Source organism: Novosphingobium organovorum (genome assembly GCF_022832435.1).
In the GTDB taxonomy this organism is placed as follows: Bacteria; Pseudomonadota; Alphaproteobacteria; order Sphingomonadales; family Sphingomonadaceae; genus Novosphingobium; species Novosphingobium organovorum.
In genome coordinates, this window is record NZ_JALHLF010000252.1 from 1 (window position 1) to 851 (window position 851).

Here is an 851-nt window from a genome sequence, read left to right on the forward strand (position 1 = left end):
CGCACCGGCCGTGCGGCGTGCAGGTTCGGGAATGCACGCGCCCGCGGGCGGCACCGCGGCAACGACGCGCGCCAAGGCGAGCCCGGCGGTCGAACCCGCAGCGTCGCAGGCTCCGGCCGCTTCGGGCCCCGCGATGGTCTCGACCCCGGTGGTGCAGGCGGTATCCACGACTTCCAACTAGGCCGCCCTCGACAGCGTGAGTGGCCTGCGGCAAGCAGAGCGGGGTATCGCCCCTGGTTAATCCCTCGTTCGCGCGGCCTTGGCCATGGTGCCGGCTTCGGGCGGCAGGGGCCCCAGTGATGGAGAAGATTTGGCGATGAATGCGTTTCGTTCGAACCAGGGCCTGAGCCCGAGCCGGCTTCGCCTGCGCCGTCTGGCGCGCCTGCCCGTGGTGAGCGCGGTGGCGGTGGCGCTGCTGGCCGGGACCGCAGCGCCGGTGTTCGCGCAGGACAACACCGATGCGCGTCTGCGCAAGGTCGAATCCGAAGTGCGCGCGCTTCAGCGCAAGGTCTTTCCGGGCGGTGACGGGACCTTCTTCGAGCCGCAGATCACCCCGCCCGCCGCCGGGGCCACGCCCGCGCCGGTGCAGACCCCGACCAGCACGCCGCTGACCGATCTGCTGACCCGCATGGACGCGGTCGAAACGCAGATGGCGCGGCTGACCGCGCAGGTTGAGCAGAACTCGAACCGCCTCTCCGAACTCGAAGCGCGGGTCAGTGCCAACACGCAGGCCATGGCCCAGCAGCCGCCCGCAACCCCGGCGCCCGAAACCAGCGCGCAGAGCAATCTGGAAGCGATGCGCGGCACCCCGGCGACCCCGCCGTCCGCACCGTCGCCGCGCGCGGCAGCGC

Annotated in this window: 1 pseudogene; it reads left to right on the forward strand. The window is 72.3% G+C overall.

The features are described from left to right. Nucleotides 1-316: 316 nt before the first annotated feature. Nucleotides 317-851, forward strand: a pseudogene (locus MTR62_RS21085) (hypothetical protein); the annotation flags it as partial.